Annotated in this window: 17 protein-coding genes and 2 pseudogenes; 7 read left to right on the top strand and 12 right to left on the bottom strand. The window is 23.6% G+C overall.

The genetic code is table 4. From position 1 onward, the window contains the following. Positions 1-38 precede the first annotated feature (38 nt). Both AAHM96_RS07835 and AAHM96_RS07830 read left to right on the top strand, forming a co-directional pair. Complete coding sequence (locus tag AAHM96_RS07835) at positions 39-440, top strand: hypothetical protein (RefSeq protein ID WP_342273158.1); 402 nt, start codon at positions 39-41, stop codon at positions 438-440. Next, the gene (locus AAHM96_RS07830; RefSeq protein WP_342273157.1) at positions 385-2415 is read left to right on the top strand and encodes a hypothetical protein; all 2031 of its coding nucleotides are present in this window, start codon (positions 385-387) and stop codon (positions 2413-2415) included. The genes AAHM96_RS07835 and AAHM96_RS07830 overlap by 56 nt, the downstream gene beginning before the upstream one ends. Before the next feature lie 79 nt (positions 2416-2494). Here the strand turns inward: AAHM96_RS07830 and AAHM96_RS07825 are convergent, their stop codons facing one another. Both AAHM96_RS07825 and AAHM96_RS07820 read right to left on the bottom strand, forming a co-directional pair. Continuing rightward, complete coding sequence (locus AAHM96_RS07825; protein WP_342273156.1) at positions 2495-2701, bottom strand: hypothetical protein; 207 nt, start codon at positions 2699-2701, stop codon at positions 2495-2497. Positions 2702-2851: 150 nt separating this feature from the next. Then, positions 2852-4558 (bottom strand): hypothetical protein, encoded by a 1707-nt coding sequence (locus AAHM96_RS07820; RefSeq protein ID WP_342273155.1) that lies wholly within the window; start codon positions 4556-4558, stop codon positions 2852-2854. A gap of 63 nt (positions 4559-4621) precedes the next feature. Between AAHM96_RS07820 and AAHM96_RS07815 the strand changes: the two genes are divergently transcribed. Then, positions 4622-5773: an Mbov_0401 family ICE element transposase-like protein gene (locus AAHM96_RS07815; RefSeq protein ID WP_342272911.1), complete on the top strand. Its 1152-nt coding sequence runs from the start codon at positions 4622-4624 to the stop codon at positions 5771-5773. A 307-nt stretch (positions 5774-6080) separates the two neighbouring features. Here AAHM96_RS07815 and AAHM96_RS07810 read toward each other — a convergent pair. Beyond that, a pseudogene (locus tag AAHM96_RS07810) lies at positions 6081-6350 on the bottom strand (transposase); the annotation flags it as partial. Between the two features lie 464 nt (positions 6351-6814). On the opposite strand from AAHM96_RS07810, the gene AAHM96_RS07800 reads away from it, so the two are divergent. From AAHM96_RS07800 to AAHM96_RS07790, 3 genes are all read left to right on the top strand, one after another. Further along, complete coding sequence (locus AAHM96_RS07800; protein WP_342273154.1) at positions 6815-8137, top strand: hypothetical protein; 1323 nt, start codon at positions 6815-6817, stop codon at positions 8135-8137. Positions 8138-8287: 150 nt separating this feature from the next. Then, positions 8288-8590, top strand: a complete 303-nt coding sequence (locus tag AAHM96_RS07795; RefSeq protein ID WP_342273153.1) for a hypothetical protein — start codon at positions 8288-8290, stop codon at positions 8588-8590. A gap of 302 nt (positions 8591-8892) precedes the next feature. Further along, a protein-coding gene (locus AAHM96_RS07790; protein WP_425288747.1) for an IS5 family transposase occupies positions 8893-9673 on the top strand; the annotation gives its coding sequence in 2 pieces (ribosomal slippage) (positions 8893-9162 and positions 9164-9673; 780 coding nt in all). On the opposite strand, the gene AAHM96_RS07785 is transcribed toward AAHM96_RS07790, so the two are convergent. The 6 genes and pseudogenes from AAHM96_RS07785 to AAHM96_RS07765 all read right to left on the bottom strand — a co-directional run bounded on the left by AAHM96_RS07785 (position 9660) and on the right by AAHM96_RS07765 (position 14555). Beyond that, positions 9660-10898: an IS256 family transposase gene (locus AAHM96_RS07785; protein WP_342273748.1), complete on the bottom strand. Its 1239-nt coding sequence runs from the start codon at positions 10896-10898 to the stop codon at positions 9660-9662. The two genes, AAHM96_RS07790 and AAHM96_RS07785, sit on opposite strands and share 14 nt — an antisense overlap. Positions 10899-11185: 287 nt before the next feature. Continuing rightward, positions 11186-11308, bottom strand: coding sequence for a hypothetical protein (locus tag AAHM96_RS07780; protein WP_342273151.1), 123 nt, complete (start codon positions 11306-11308; stop codon positions 11186-11188). 106 nt (positions 11309-11414) lie between these two features. Next, positions 11415-11672 (bottom strand): HU family DNA-binding protein, encoded by a 258-nt coding sequence (locus tag AAHM96_RS08640; RefSeq protein ID WP_425288792.1) that lies wholly within the window; start codon positions 11670-11672, stop codon positions 11415-11417. 149 nt (positions 11673-11821) lie between these two features. After that, positions 11822-13081 (bottom strand): rod shape-determining protein, encoded by a 1260-nt coding sequence (locus tag AAHM96_RS07775; protein WP_342273150.1) that lies wholly within the window; start codon positions 13079-13081, stop codon positions 11822-11824. Between the two features lie 327 nt (positions 13082-13408). Continuing rightward, positions 13409-13534 (bottom strand): annotated as a pseudogene (locus AAHM96_RS07770) (IS5/IS1182 family transposase); the annotation flags it as partial. A 43-nt stretch (positions 13535-13577) separates the two neighbouring features. Next, positions 13578-14555 carry an IS3 family transposase gene (locus AAHM96_RS07765; protein ID WP_342272797.1) on the bottom strand — a complete coding sequence of 326 codons (978 nt, stop codon included), beginning with the start codon at positions 14553-14555 and terminating at the stop codon, positions 13578-13580. A gap of 78 nt (positions 14556-14633) precedes the next feature. Here AAHM96_RS07765 and AAHM96_RS07760 point away from each other — a divergent pair, with 78 nt between their 5' ends. Beyond that, on the top strand, positions 14634-14834 hold the full coding sequence (locus tag AAHM96_RS07760) for a helicase HerA domain-containing protein (protein WP_342273747.1): 201 nt from the start codon (positions 14634-14636) through the stop codon (positions 14832-14834). Here the strand turns inward: AAHM96_RS07760 and AAHM96_RS07755 are convergent. From AAHM96_RS07755 to AAHM96_RS07745, 3 genes are read right to left on the bottom strand one after another with little or no spacing between them, the layout of a single operon-like run. After that, entirely contained in the window at positions 14831-15253 is a 423-nt protein-coding gene (locus AAHM96_RS07755) for a transposase family protein (protein ID WP_342273695.1), read from the bottom strand. The two genes, AAHM96_RS07760 and AAHM96_RS07755, sit on opposite strands and share 4 nt — an antisense overlap. 2 nt (positions 15254-15255) lie before the next feature. Next, positions 15256-15648, bottom strand: a complete 393-nt coding sequence (locus AAHM96_RS07750; protein WP_342273149.1) for a transposase family protein — start codon at positions 15646-15648, stop codon at positions 15256-15258. Between the two features lie 33 nt (positions 15649-15681). After that, on the bottom strand, positions 15682-15855 hold the full coding sequence (locus AAHM96_RS07745; protein WP_342273148.1) for a hypothetical protein: 174 nt from the start codon (positions 15853-15855) through the stop codon (positions 15682-15684). Between the last annotated feature and the right edge of the window lie 103 nt (positions 15856-15958).

Genomic DNA, 15958 nt, shown 5'->3' with positions numbered 1-15958 from the left:
TAAATTATTAAAATTAAAGGTTTTGCACCAAGTCTAATATGACAAATAGTAATTTTAAAGGTAAAAATTTAACTGATATATATGATTGAAATGTTAATGAAATATTTAAACGTTGTGGTATTCATATACCAAGTCAAAAGAAATCAGCACAACAATCAGTTCCCGAAAGTACAGCAGTAAATATTTCAACTATTAATTATATTGAACAAAAATTATGACAATTTAATATTGATATTCTTAAATTTATTCAAATATTAGTGAGAATTGATAAAGATTTATTAAATAGTAAAACATTTAATATTAATGATGAACAAGAAATTAATAATTTAACTGTTAAATTAAAATTATTTAATCCCGAAAATAACCAATTAATAGGAGAGAACAATGGAAAACAACAACAAACCACAAACGAAGTTTCCACAGAAACAGAAGCAAACTAAACTTAATCAAGCAGAACTAGAAAATGATTATTTAATTGATAATATTCCTTATGATTTTACTAATATGATGAGTGCTACTAGTGACCCAGATATTAATAGAGCATATGATGAATTTAAAAAAAGAACAATTTATATTTATGAAATTGAACGTTTATTTAAAAATAATGAAAATAATAGTTTAAAATTTTCAGCAAATACTATTAAGATTGGTTTTATTGATATTGATAAAGTATTAAAAACTACTGCTGTTGAAACATCAGACTTTACTATGCAATTAAATCAAAGAGCAAGTACTAATATTAATGATAATACAATTGAATATAGTATGACTGATATTAAAAATTTAATATTTCAAGAAATAAATTTATTAAATCAATTTAAGTTATATGCTGTATCTATTAATGAACCATTAAATGAAAATAATATTGATAATTTATATATCATTAATAACTATTCACAACCTTATCAAAATCCAAAAACAAGAAGTACTAAAAGTATTACTATTATTAAAATTAAAGATTTTAAAACAAGAGATGGTTATCCAATTATTATTAAATTACAAAAACCATTAGATAAAGATACCAAAGTTATTAGTTTAAAAATTAAAGCCCCTAGAAGCATGATTTTCGGCAATATAAAGGTACTTGGTGAAGTTGATAATATGGAAGTATACCCTAAATTATTTGTTAAAGATAAAATAGCATTTCCCTTATTATCAATGCCTATTGAAACCCAACCAAAAGTTAGAATATTACAACAATGATTTAGTGAACAAATATTACCTTGAAATTTAGCAAAACAATTTATAGGACAAGAAAAATCAGTTTTAGATTTAATTAAAATTAGTAGTGGTAATATAACAAGAAGAGAAGTTATTAAAAACGCAAGAGTTACACATGCTTGATTAGGATATGAGTTTAGTAATGTTTTAGGTGGTAAATGACCATTAAAAAGTCAAAAAGAATTAAAGGATAAAGAAGTTTGAGATTTTGTAGGTGAAAGTCAATTTTATCAATATGTTGCAACTAATAATAAATTTGATGATATTGAAATAGAAATTAAAGATGCACCAACTAATGATAGTTTACAAAAAGTATTATTAGATATGTTAACTTATACATATACTTATAATAGAAACTTTGATGGTGCATTATTGGATTCAACTAAATCTCCAAATGATTTAGATATAATGCGAGCAAAATTTGAAGGACAAAAACCAGAAGATGTTATAACTAATTTATTTAAACAATGAAAATTAGATTATCCAAATTATATAAGTTTAGAACAAATAAAAATATTTAAACAAATAGTTATTATGTTATCTAGTAATATTTATTCAACAATGTCTATAAATAAAGGAGTGAATGATGATTATAAACTTTTATTACCTTACTACTTCGAATTAAAATCAAATCCTATACATTCTACATCTGAAAAAGTTTGAGAATTTAAAGATGCAAAAGTAGTATTAAAATCTGAATATTTTGATTTTACAGATGTTAATAACATTAAATTAAAAAATAATGATATTAGTCAAAACGAATTGTTCAAATTAGATGATAACCAGTTTAATTGATTATCTATTACAAATGAATTGGAAAGCAACAATATTCCTTCATTAATTCCCACTGATTGAACATTAGGTAATGGTGAATATGGAAAATACTTTACAAGAATAATTGTTAGTACTAATAAAATGGAAAATGCTTTAAATTTATATGGTTCAAATAAATCACAATTATTTTCTAAATTAGAATTTTATAAAGAAATATCACAAATTGATAATAATGGTGAATTTGAATTACAAATTGAAAATCCGATTAATAATTTAAATCGGATTGAAATTAGTGGAATATTTGGTGCTGGAAATTATGATTTAATTTTAATAACCAATAAACAAGAAATTAATTTAACTAATATTGGTTTATTTGATAAATATAATGAAAATATTGCTTATATAAATTTAGAAATTTAATTATCAAAATATCCAACAGGATATGTTCCATCTCATTTTATATCTTTATCTTTATTAGGTTTAATTGCAAAATATAAATCTATTTTATAATGGTCTCCTCTTTGGCTTTGTCAAATAGAAGCCCCCCCCAGTGCGCATTATAATGATGGTCTAAAAAATAAGTTAAATCATTTGTTTTATTATGTGCTAGTGAACCAATTATTAAACCTGTTACTCCACTTATTGCACCAGTTAGTGCTAATGCTAATGTTATTTTACTTAAATTTGTTTTTATTCATGCTTTCATATTAAATTTCTCCTTTTTTCCTTGATTTTACTTATAAAGTATACTATTTTTGATTATTTTTACAAGTATGCTTTTAAATGCAAAATAACGCCTAAATTAAAGGCGTTTATTTTATGAGACCTATACTATTAATTATATTGAAATTGTTTATTATATAGCAAATGTGAAGATACTTTTTTTCACAGTAGCATTATTTTTACCCCTAATTACATTTTTATATGGATACAGTGCATAAAACAAAGCATCGTAAGGGTCTTGATACATATTCTTGTCTGGAATATTAGTTTTTGTTTCATCATAACGTAATTCTTCTAAACATTGAGTAGTTTTTGGTAAATCATCTTTATTAGCATAAAAATTTCCATAACTCATAATATTTCTCATTCAAACTACTCTATTAGTTAATCCGGCTTCTTGATTTAAATTTGAAGCATGTTTAATAGCAGTTTGTGTTATTAAAATAGTATTATGTTCATCAATTAATTTTTGATTTAATCAATCCATTGCTGTTCTTGCTTTATCATCATAAAGATAAATTGCTTGTTCAAAATTTTCAAAATTATCCATTAATCCTAAAATTTCATTAACATAAGCATTAATTTTTTCATTTTCATTAATAAAATCATTTGGAGTAACTACTAATTCACAAATAATATAAGTATCATAATAACCAGTATTATTATATTCTTTAAAACCAACTACCATAAATACAGTATGGTCTTTTGGTCCCGTAGCTCAATCAATACCAACACTATAAAAATCAAATTTATACATTTCTTTTTCTTGATTATAAAATTGTTTTAAATCATATGATTGTCAATATTTTACTGTTTTTTGAAATGGGAAAATTGTTGCATCGCTATCTAAAAATTCAAAAGCATAATAAACAGTATTATATTCATCTGGATTACTTTTTTCCATTTGTAATAATGTTCTTTGTTGAATGTCAGGTAATTTATTTCAAAATGGTTGAATAGTAAATCTTAAAACAAATAAACCTAAACCACTAAACATATCTTTATTTTCATAATAAACTTTACCAACTTTTTTAAGATTTTTCATGAGTTCATCATTTAATGGTAAAAATGGTGTACAGTATTTTAAATAAAATGGATGATATTTATCATAAGGATTACATGTAAAAGTAATGAAAAAACTTTTATAAAAATAACGAGTAATCAATTTTCCAAAAGTAGGACTATATATATTATTATCAATAAAAGTTCAACTTCATTCTTTAATAGGTTCTTTGGATACTTTAATACGATTACTTCTAAACATAGAGTTTTGTAAACGTTCATATCGATATGTTAATTGCTTTTCTGTTAACGTTTCTTTTTCTTCTGCCATGATTATTTCATCTGTTCTTGAACCTAAAAAACTTGACCCACCCGCTTCTTTTCCAAAAATTTTATTACCATTAGCATAACCAATAAAGTCAATTTGTTGATTATTAGGAAAAATAATACAACCACCATCCTTAGTAATTTTTCATTTAATTCCATGTGGATTATTAGGTAGTAAATTAATATTATATGTATCTAATAAAACTTGACAAACATTCATTAAAGCACCAATTGTAGTTTCACTATGAGTATTTTCATATCTTCTTACTTCTTGAACACTACTATCACTAAAATTACAACATATAAATAAATCAAATGCTAAGCAATTTCAAGTTTTTCTTGTTCCACGTGCTGTTGGTATAAAACGATAAAAACAATTAGTAGTAAAATATTCGGCTCATTCATCACCAACAAATTTTTTAAAAATATCTCAACTAAAATCATAATTATTATCACTAAAATTAAGATTATATTTTTTATTTAATTGTGCATAACTAGTGATAAAAGCCATATTTACTCCTTATTAACATATATAAGTTAAAATTAAATTATTTAAAAGAAAGGAACATTAAAAATGTTAACACTACCATTCCCTAATCATTTTGATTGAGACAAACACTATTTTAATCAAGATGAATTAAATTTACAACAAACAGAAGAATTATTTAAAAAAATAGATGATTATTTATGAAATACATGTAATAAATCTTTATATAAATCATATAGATTTAGAAAAAGAAAATTAAAAACAAAAAAAGGTTTATTAAATTATAAACGACGTATTTGTACATATTATAACCCAAAAACACAAAAAAAGGAATTTGTTTCATTATTAGATATATATCTTGGTGTTAAAAAGTATAGTAAATTAGCACCAGATGTTATTAAACAAATTTTAAAATATTTTGCTGATGGTAAAAAATACCGTGATGTTTGTGATACTTTTATTGAAGATTTAATAGGTACTAGTACAGTTTGTAGAAGATATCAAAAATTTGAATTACCAAAAGCAAATATTCCCAAAATACCATTACAACCAAATCAAAATTTATATGTAAATATTGATGATGGTCATCGAAAATTTAAGTTTAATGAAAAACACAATACTAAAAATTGTAAAAAATGTTCGATGAGATTAATAGTAATGTGTACTGGTAAAAAGAAAAATGGAAAATTAATTAATAAAAGAGCTGTATGTAAAATAAGAGTTTCAAAAACAGAAATTGGTGCTGAAAAAACCGCAAAATTAATAGAAAAATATGGTAATTTATTTTTTGAAAACTTTTACCAAGCAAATTTAATAGTTTGTGGAGACAGTGCAAAATGAATTAGAAAAACTGCTACAATTTTAAATGCCAAATTTATTTTAGATAAATTTCATGCTTTTCATGTTTTATTTCTTGGTATCATGGCTGGAAGAAGAAAAAATCAAATTGCTAAATTACACTATCAAAATGCAATAAATTTATTTGCCAAAGGTGAATATTATGAATTAATTGATTTTTTACAATCATTAACTTTACAATATAAAAAATTAAAAGTTGGTTATTTTATTAATGCAAAAGATGGTGTATTAAACCAAGCATTAGTTGAAAACATTGGTTGCTTTACTGAAACTAATATTAAACAAATTTTAAAGCATATGATTGGTGATAGAACTTATAACATTGATATGTATACAAAAATGGTTAATTTTAAATGCTATCAAATAAACACAGCAGTATAATTATTATAAAATAAAAATCCCTAATTAAGGGATTTGCCTAAGAGACCACGTACTTTACATACGCTTAGTAATCATAACGGTATACGGTTTATCTTAAAGGACTTTATTACATTATAACATATTAAAAACTTATTAAAGTAAACTTTAATAAGAATTTTTGACTTATAAAAGTAAGTATTATTATTGACTAATATTTTTCAAGTGTTAAGATTAACATACAATTGCATATTGAAGTCAAAATTATTCTCGTCTAACTTTATAATTTTAAGACAAATTTGAATATTATTGACAACATCGGTACGCTCCCAATTTTTTTTAAAACTAATTGTAATACACTAGGTTCTTTATCATTATTTTTACTTCAAGCTTGAAAATAATAATATACAATTTGTCATTTTGGAAAATTTTTTGGTAACATTCTTCACTGGCAACCACTTTTTAATACATATAAAACTGCACAAAATACTTCATATAAATCTAAACTTCTTGGTTTAGTTCTCTTTTTAGTATTTTCTAAAATTGATTTTATATTTTCAAATTGCTCTTTGCTAACATTACTAGGATAATTTTTACACATATATACCTCTTATTTTAAAATATATAATCATTTTATCCTATTCTCTAAAAGATTTTAAACAGGTTCTAAAACCACCAATTTTACAAATTAAAATTTAGAATTTTATATCAAAAATGGTCCAGTAATTAAGGGCCAACCACCCCTTTATTTCAATTTTATTGAAAAGATTTTAAACAGGTTCTTAAAATTTTAACTTTAAAATATCGCAATAAAATACGAAGATTTGCATTAAGATTTAATTTAATAGCAGAAATATATAATTTTGAATTACCTTAGTTTTGCACCAAGTCTATTGAAATATTTAATAATATTGATATTTAATAATTCAATTTTGGTTAAAACTTTAAATAATTGTAAAATACACAAAATTTGATAACATGTAGTTGTTATCCAATATATAAGTTTTAACCCATTACTTTTATACCAAAGTAAATGGGTTTTAATGTTTAAAAGGAGATATTAAAATGGCAACAATAGATAAGACTAAATCACAAACATATAATTTTCTATCAAAAAATAAATCCATAGAAGAAATTAAAAAACAAACAAACATTGAAGTTTTAGAAAAAAGTAGACATGGTGGTTCAGCATTTAAAATAATTGAAAAAGATGATGCTAATAATCAGCTAGTTAATAATGACCTATCAGAAATAAATCAAGAAAATTTAGAACCAATTGCAACTAGTTTAACAAATAACGAAAAAGAGCAAGAAACAAATAATGATATATGAACAAAATTAACTAATTACTTAAATTTACCAAAACCAAATGCAGAAGAACTAATACAAGTTCAAAGAAAAATTCAAGAACTAAAAAAGGAAATTCAACAACTTAAAAAAGAAAATGAAGAATTAAAACTAAAGCAAGGCAATGTAAATTTTGCTAAATTTAAATATAATGCCATAACAATTTATGATGAAAAGCAAAGAAAAGATACAGGGATTGAAAAAATTCACGAAGAAATTTTACCTATTAATAATGAACTATATTTTATTACAACTTTTGTTAATGCAAATAAATCTATAACTGAAGAAATATTAACTTTTCATAATATTAATGATGATAGTTTAAAAATAATAAAACAAACCAAATACTACAAAAATATAAATGAATATAAAAGTAATATTTTTTTAATTGATGAACAAAATCAAAATTTAAAAAAAATAACAGCAAAAGATTTTTTAAAACAACAACAAGATTTTAAACTAAAACCAAATAAAAAAGAATGAAAAACATGAGGTATTATTATTGGAATTACTTTATTTTTTGCAGTTGTAGTTCCTATTTGTACTTTTGTTATTCCTGCACTTATACCTGCAACAGCAACAGCATTACTACTTGAAACAAAAGTTATAATTGCCGTTTCTTTTGCTGTTGCAGGTATTGTCTTTAAAGAAATTTCGTCACTATATGAAAATGCTACACAAAAAGTTAAATCATGATTTAGAAATAAATATTTTAAAAGTACAAACCAAAAAGTTAAAGAAAAAAAAGAGCGTGAAGCAATAATTAAAAATCTTACTAGTGATAAAAAAGAAATAAAATTAGAAACAAAATATAAGATTTTAAAACAAGAACTAGATAACAGAAAAGAAAAAAATACCAACGAACTAAGTAACAACATAATAAATCATAATTTAAACAATATTTCTGAAAATTTAGATATTAAATCAGAAAATAATCAAAATTTTGATTCATCTATACGAAATACAGTAAACCAACAAGAACAACTACTAGCAACAACTTCAAATCATAACTGAAATAAAGTAAAATGCTTATTAACATAATTAATAAAGTTTTAATCATTATTTTTTCAAAATAGTTATTTTTTTATTATTTTTTACACATTTTTAGTTTTAAAAATATATAATTTTTTGTGAGTATTTTAAGGATAGAAAAAAATATTTAAAAATAATATAAAGAAAGGAAAAATAATTATGCCATGAGAACCATATGACAAATGAAGTCAAGCGGAAAAAGATTCATGAAAAAAAAGAGCTGAAGAAACAAACAAAGCATGAGGAGAAAGTAAGGAAAAAGAAAGAAGAGAAATAGTTGCTAATGCTCTTGGATTTGAAAAAGAAGACACTATAAAAAAAGAACAAGAACAGTTGAAAGAAGTATGAACAGAAAAACAAAAAGTTGGTAATTCTTTGGGATTCAAAGAAATTAAAAAAATAAATAATAAAGCTTCAACAAGTAAAGGTCAAAGTTCTAGTAGTAAATCACAAAAAATGTAAATCTTAAATACTTTAAAACTGCACAATTGTGCAGTTTATTTAGCAATTTTATTTGTATAATTTTAATGAAAATATTTAACTTAAATAAGTTTTAAATATAAAATAAAAGTGTTATAATTAAATTGTTATTATTTTTTATAGAACAAAATAATTATAAAAAATGAATATAAAATTAAATTTTAATCATATACACCTCTTACTTTTAAAGTATATAATGATTTTACTTTATTTTCTAAGAACCTGTTTAAAATCTTTTAGAGAATAGGATAAAATGATTATATATTTTAAAATAAGAGGTATATATGTGTAAAAATTATCCTAGTAATGTTAGCAAAGAGCAATTTGAAAATATAAAATCAATTTTAGAAAATAGCAAAAAGAAAACAAAACCAAGAAGTTTAGATTTATATGAAGTATTTTGTGCAGTTTTATATGTATTAAAAAGTGGTTGCCAGTGAAGAATGTTACCAAAAAATTTTCCAAAATGACAAATTGTATATTATTATTTTCAAGCTTGAAGTAAAAATAATGATAAAGAACCTAGTGTATTACAATTAGTTTTAAAAAAAATTAGTCAAGGCATTTCGTATCAATAATGGTAGAAAAGAACAAACTAGTTTTTGTATAATTGATTCACAAAGTGTTAAAAATACAGATACTACTAAAAATAAAGGTTATGATGCTGGTAAAAAGATTTCACGAATAAAGCGTCATATTGCTGTTGATTCTCAAGGTTTACCACATGCAATTTACATAACCACAGCAGAAAAAACAGATCGTAATAGTGCTATAATAATGATTGAAAATGAAAAAGAGAATCTTTCTGCAGTTCAAAAAATACTAGTAGATGCTGGTTATACTAGTGAAAAATTTGCTTCTAAAATTAAAACAATTATAAATGCAAATGTTGAAGTTATAAAACGTAATGAATTACATTCTTTTGTAGTATTACCAAAAAGATGAGTTGTAGAACGAAGTTTTGCATGATTAGAAAAATGCAGAAGATTATGAAAAAATTGTGAAAAAAAGAGGCTTTTATGTAATCTGTGTATCTTTGTTTTACAAAGTACTAGTTTAGATTAATTCTATCTTCAAATTTTATCATAAAATGAGCAATTGCTGTATTTCAATTTTGAATGGGCATTGTTCATTTTTTTGTTATATTTTCAATTGCTAAGTAAAATATTTTGAAAACTGCCATATCATTTGGAAAAACTTTTTTATTTCTGATGACTTTTCGTAATTGACTATTTACAGATTCAATAGCATTTGTAGTATAAATCACTCTTTTGATTTCTACTGGATAACTAATAAAAACCATTAAATTATCTCAATTTTTATATCAAGATTTAGCAATTTGAGGATATTGTTTATTTCATTTACTTTCAAAGGATTCTAAAGCCTGCATTGCTTGTTCTTCACTACATGCAGTATAAATTGGTTTTAAATCTGCAACTAGAGATTTTCTATGCTTATATGAGACATATTTCAAACTATTTCTAATTTGATGAACTATGCATAATTGATGTTCTGTTTTAAGATAAACTGATTGTATTGCTTCTGACATGCCTGTTAAATTATCACTGCAGGCAATAAGAATATCATTTAAGCCACGATTTTTCATTTCTGTGAAATTTGCTAATCAAAATTTAGCACCTTCATTTTCACTAATTCATAATCCTAAAACATCTTTTTTACCTTCTAAATCAACTCCTAAAGCTATATAAACTGATTTATTAATAATCCTTTTATCTTGTCGTACTTTCACTACTATGCAATCAAAATAAACAATCGGATAGACACTTTCTAATGGTCGATTTTGCCATGCTTTTACATCATCAATAATATCATCAGTAATTTGGCTAATAACACTTTCACTAATATCAGCACCATGATATAACTCTTGCAACTGCATTCTAATGTCAGATAATGTCATACCTTTTGCATATAAAGAAAGAACTTGTTGATCAAAACCATCAAATCTTCTTTGTCTTTTTGCAACTATTACAGGATTAAAATTACTATTGCGATCTCGTGGTACATCAATCTCAATTTTACCTTGTTGAGTTATTAATTTTTTTGAACTTATACCATTACGAGCATTGTCACTATTACTATGTTGATTCTTATCATATCCTAAATAATTTTGCATCTCAGAATTCAACATTTTTTCTACTAATCTTTTTGTTAATTCTTTATACAATCCTTTCTCTTTAAAAACTGTTGTTAAATCTTCAGTATTTTCTAATAATAAATCTACTGCTTTTGATATTGGATCATTATTATTAATATTTTGCTTTTTAGCCATCTGTAACTCACTCTTTCTAGTCATTTAATTATATTTACTAGAATTAATTAAACATAGTTATTTTTGTAAGTTACACAGATTACTAAACATTACCGAAAAAAAATTAAATACTAGCTTACAAATGGTTGTTCTTGCCTTTATTTCAATTTTATTGAAAAGATTTTAAACAGGTTCTAACCCTTTTATTTTATATTTTAACACTTATTTATTTAATATATATTTTTAAACAGATTTTTACAACTTGCTGTTTTGTCTTTAAATAAAGGTCATATATGACCTTTATTTAATTATTTATGCTCGGTTTCGTTTTTATTTTCAAATTCTGATTTTGCAACTGGTTTATTTTTATTTTCACATGAACCAGTTTTACATTTTCTATTTTTAAATTTTTCTTTTAATTTATTAAACATTTGTTTTTACCTCAGTTTCTTTTTGAATAATTGCTTTAATGGGACTTTCCTGTAATCTGTGTTTCTTTGCTAATTTACAACTGAATTTTTTCCAAAAACACAGTTTTTAGGAAAATCCCGATTTAATTGTTTGTTTGTAAATAGATTTTGGTTGAAATTTTGGTGAGTAATATTCACTCATTTGTAAAGTTTGACCAGTTCTAGGATTTCTTACTATTCTTGCGTTCTTTTTAACAATCATGAACTTTCCAAGATTTGAAATATCAACAAATTCCCCAGTTGAATTTTTAGTGATGATGATTTCTGAAAGTTTATCAATGCAGTTTTCAACATCTTTTTGATTTAGATTAATTTCATTACTTATTCCTTTTACTAATTATTTTTTATTCATACTATCCCTCCAAAAATTTTAATTTTTAATTATTTTTATTCTTCGGAACTTTCCTCTAATCTGTGTTTCTTTGCTAATTTACAAATGAATTTTTTCTAAAAACACAGTTTTTAGGAAAATCCCTATTCTTTTTTAAGAATTTCACGGTTAGGATTTTGTTCAGCTATTATTTGTTTATAAATTGTATCACGATATTTTACACAACCATCAATAACATTTTCTAAAGGATTTTGAGCAATACGTACTTCAAAGATATCTCCTTCATATTTTTGACGAACTGGTTTTGTACCAGATTTATTAGATTTAATTTCAATGAAATATTCTTTAGATAATTCTTCCATAATAAATTCATCTATTTTTTTAATATAAGCTCCACCACCACAAATTGTGATTCCCTTACCTTTTTTCTTTAAGTCACTAACACTTCCAGCAGCTTTGTCTCCGACAGTTCTTAACACTGTTCTAATTGTAGGAATAACATGCTCTCTAAATTGAACTTGCATAACACTTTCACGAATTTCTTCGGGTGTAATTTCAATAGTTTTAGAAATTGACATTGTTTCTCCGGGTTGAGAGTCCAATCTAGGTAATGAAATCCCCGAAATAGTATACGGTTTTTCATTTTGATATTTCATAAGTGAACCAATTTTTTTAAGAACATCTTCAGCTTCTTTTGTTCCAATTTTTATAGCATGTTTTTTAGCAATGTATTCTTGAATTTTTTGTGTTAAAAAATCTCCAGCACAATGTGTTGTATATGAATATAAAATTGAATCATTATTAATGACAGCAATATCAGTGCTTCCTCCACCAATATCAATACACATAATTGCTGTTCCAAAAATATCTTGTCCCGAACCTAAAGCTGCCATTTTAACTTCTTCTTGTACAAATCCACGAAGTGCTCCTAATTGATGAACAATATTTTCTAAGGCTTCTCTTTGTATTGTATTGATTTCACTTGGTGTAGCCATTAATACAATTAAATCACGATTTTTATCTATTTTTTCAAGTTCTTTAGAATTTTTTATAATATTATTATCAATTTGTTTTGAATTTTTAATTTCAAGTCTAAAATCTTGAAAAATTTTAGCAAGAATACGCTGTAAAGCATCGGGATCAGCAATATTACCATCACGAACTGGACGTTTAATAATAACATTTTCATTAGTTTTATCCATCAATACTTTTGCTTCTTCACCATAAATAATTATATTTTTTTCATAATCTTCAGCTAAATATGTTGGTGCATCATACCTAAGACCAGTATTAATATATCTAGCTTTAAAATTTTCAGTTCCAATATCTAAAGCTAATCACTGATAATCATTTATAGATTTAAGCTTATTACTTTTCTTAATTTCTTTTATTTTTTTAAACATTTTTATTCTCCTTTCTTAAAAATATTTTAAATCATATTTTTTATTATTATAATTTTACAATATTTACGAAATAAGTTCTTTGTATACTTTTTTAACAATAAAATTTGGATGGGTTACACAGATTACTAAACATTACCAAATTTGAAGGTGGTTGGCCCTTAATTACTGGACCATTTTTGATATAAAATTCTAAATTTTAATTTGTAAAATTGGTGGTTTTAGAAATTTAGAATGTATTCTTTCATAATTATAAAACATAACATATTGATTTACATCATTTATAGCTTCATTGATGGATAAATATTGATTTGATCCTTTAGAACCTGTTTAAAATCTTTTCAATAAAATTGAAATAAAGGCAAGAACAACCATTTGTAAGCTAGTATTTAATTTTTTTTCACAATTTTTTCATAATCTTCTGCATTTTTCTAATCATGCAAAACTTCGTTCTACGGTGGTTGGCCCTTAATTACTGGACCATTTTTGATATAAAATTCTAAATTTTAATTTGTAAAATTGGTGGTTTTAGAAATTTAGAATGTATTCTTTCATAATTATAAAACATAACATATTGATTTACATCATTTATAGCTTCATTGATGGATAAATATTGATTTGATCCTTTAGGTAGTCATTCTTGAGATAAATGAGAAAATCAGTTTTCAGATAATACATTACCACCAATATCATAAGGTTGTTTTTTGCTTAAAATTATTTGTTTATCCTCTGCTCATTTTGTGATATCTTGACAATAAAATTCGTTGGCGTTATCTGAATGTAAAATAACATTTTTTATTTGATTTCAAGAAAATTGTTTGTTGATTTTTTCAAGAGCAGGAAGAATTAAATCCTGATATGATTTATTAGGAGCAATATTATAACTAACAACATTATTTGAATAAAAATCAATAATTACAAAAAGATATAATCATCCTTCTTTAGTATTTATTTGTTTAGTGTCCATTGATCAAATTTGATTTGAAGAGGTTGTACTTTTATAATCTTTGTTTACTTTATCCATTGTAGGTATTCACTTATTTGGATTTTTTTTGTTTTTAGGATAGTTATTTTTAGTTTGTTTTAATCCTTGAATATTGTGTTCTTTCATAATTTTTCGCATTTGTTTTATTGATAATTCTATATTTAAAATGATATTTTTTTCTTGTTTTAATCACTCTTTAAAAGCTGAAAAAATTCTTAAATATCCATAAATTCTGCCTTTTCTTGTAGAATGAAATTCGATTAAAAGTTGGCATATTTTTTGATATTTATGATTGCATTTAATAATATGATTTTCTTCTTTTTTAATAGGTTTTTGTTTATTTTTTAAAAAGTAATATGTTGATCTGTTTAATTGAAGATATTGACATAGGTTTCTAATTGAATATTGATTTTTACAATCATCAATAATTTTAATTTTTTCTTTGATATTTAATTTGTTAATTACTAATGCTATTTGTTTAATTTTATCCATTAATAAAAATCCTTTCAGGTTAAAATTAGTGTTAATTATATAACACAATTGTTTTTAGAATACATTCAGGTTTTTTAAATTAATGGTCTAGTAAAAAGGGCTAAGTGGCAAGTGGCAAGTGGCCTAAACCAACATACATTATTGATTGGAGCAACTGGTTCGGGGAAAACTACAACAGCATTATCAATAATCAATCAACTTGTTTATAAATTAAATCAAACAGTAATTATTGTTGATGGAAAAGGTGACAATGATTTAATAGACTTGGTGCAAAACTAAGGTAATTCAAAATTATATATTTCTGCTATTAAATTAAATCTTAATGCAAATCTTCGTATTTTATTGCGATATTTTAAAGTTAAAATTTTAAAACGTTTTAGTTTAGCAAATACGTGTTCAATTTTAATTATAATTTTGCTTAAAGTTTTATTGTATTCTTTTTGAATTGGTATTAATTTATTGTATTTACTTTTTTTAAATGGCAAAAATGTATTTTTATGAATATTTTGTATTCCTTGATAACCTGAATCAACAAAAACTTGTTTTTCTGGATGAATAAAAGTTTTAGATTTTAAAAGTAATTTAAAATCATGAATGCTTCCAAAACAAAAAGCGGTTGAAATAATTTTTCCATTTAAAATATCAATAATTATTTGCGATTTAAGAGTATGATGTTTGTTTTTACCCGAAAAAAGTAATTTTAGTTTTTTTTAATTCTTTCAATTGGAGTTTCAGTAGCATCAATAGCTAGTAAAGTATTATTGATTCCTTTATTTTTGATTAAATCTTTTTTGCCAGATAAATTAAAAATTCCACTTTTTATTAAAGTATTTTCAATTCAAAAAATATTACGAATGCAGCTAGTATGACTAATATTATATCTTTTTGCAATAACTCTATAACTACTATACTCTTTTCAGTATTCTAATGTCATTAATAAACGATTTTCCATTGATAATTTATTAGGTTTACCACCAACTGCTTTTTTAATTGCTTCAGCTTTTTTTAAAATTTCAACCATTTTTTGAAATGTTTGTAGTTTTATTCCCACTAAACTATAAAATTCTTGTTCATCTTTGTATTTTTTTAACATAATAATTATCACCTTTGATATTAATAATAACCGTTAAATTATTAAAATTAAAGGTTTTGCACCAAGTCTTTTAAATAAACCGCCAGGTTTAAAAACTGTTGTTAAATCTTCAGTATTTTCTAGTAATAAATCTACTGCTTTTGATATTGGATCATTATTATTAAAGTTATCTTTTTTAGCCATCTGTAACTCACTCTTTCTAGTCATTTAATTATATTTACTAGAATTAATTAAACATAGTTATTTTTGTAAGTTACACAGATTACTAAGAACCTGTTTAAAATCTTTTAGAGAATAGGATAAAATGATT

Origin of the sequence: Spiroplasma endosymbiont of Acasis viretata, from assembly GCF_964031275.1 — a bacterium.
Lineage (GTDB): Bacteria > Bacillota_I > Bacilli_A > Mycoplasmatales > VBWQ01 > Spiroplasma_E > Spiroplasma_E ixodetis_A.
This window is presented reverse-complemented; position numbering and strand designations above follow the sequence as displayed.